This is a genomic window from Psychrobacter sp. T6-1, assembly GCF_052258445.1.
This window is the reverse complement of sequence record NZ_JBQQFC010000669.1, coordinates 1-756: the sequence shown is the minus strand read 5'-3', so window position 1 is coordinate 756 and position 756 is coordinate 1. Positions and strand designations below refer to the sequence as shown.

Genomic DNA, 756 nt, shown 5'->3' with positions numbered 1-756 from the left:
AAAATGAGATTCATTACCACCATTAAACCAAGAAACCGACAAAATGTGTAACGCTATTTTGCTATAAAATGTTTCACGAATTTAACCATTTAAAATCAGTGGCTTACGTGCGATATAAATTTAGAGTTACTCACTCAGTTTCATCACAAAAATAACCAAGTCATCTACTAAAAATCTATCCACTTCTAAAAGCTACTGCTTACTCTAAAGTCGATTGAATCATTAACGACATGTGACAATCACGTCATAAAATCTGGTTTTGGCTTGTGCTACACTAGCTAAATCGTAAATTTAGACTGGTATGTATAATTTTTAGGTAGCGATTAACAAAGGACGATAAATAATGTCAGAATCAAAAGCAAGCGTCACATGGCAAGGAAACAAAGCCTTTATGGGCGTGTCACCATCAGGACATAATGTACAAATCGACGCCGACAAAGAAAAAGGCGCAAGCCCTATGGAGCTGATACTATTGGGGCTTGGCGGCTGCGCCAGTTATGATGTGGTCGCTATCCTGCAAAAGTCGCGTCAAGACGTCAGTGATGTGCGCTGCGAGCTGACCGCTCAGCGTGCCCAAACTGTACCTGCAGTTTATACGGCTATTCATATGCATTTTGTGGTCACAGGCAAAGACGTGTCTGATAAACAGATTGAGCGCGCTATTAAACTATCGGCTGAAAAATATTGTTCCGCGAGTCGAATGCTAGTGCAGGGCGGGGTAGATATCACTCACGATTTTGAAAATATCGCAGGTTA

1 protein-coding gene is annotated in these 756 nt (G+C 40.9%); it reads left to right on the top strand.

Going from position 1 to position 756, the window contains the following annotated elements; genetic code table 11:
- Window positions 1–343: 343 nt before the first annotated feature.
- Window positions 344–756: OsmC family protein (locus tag ACTXGO_RS15290; protein ID WP_435949797.1), on the top strand; the 413-nt coding region annotated here is incomplete at its 3' end.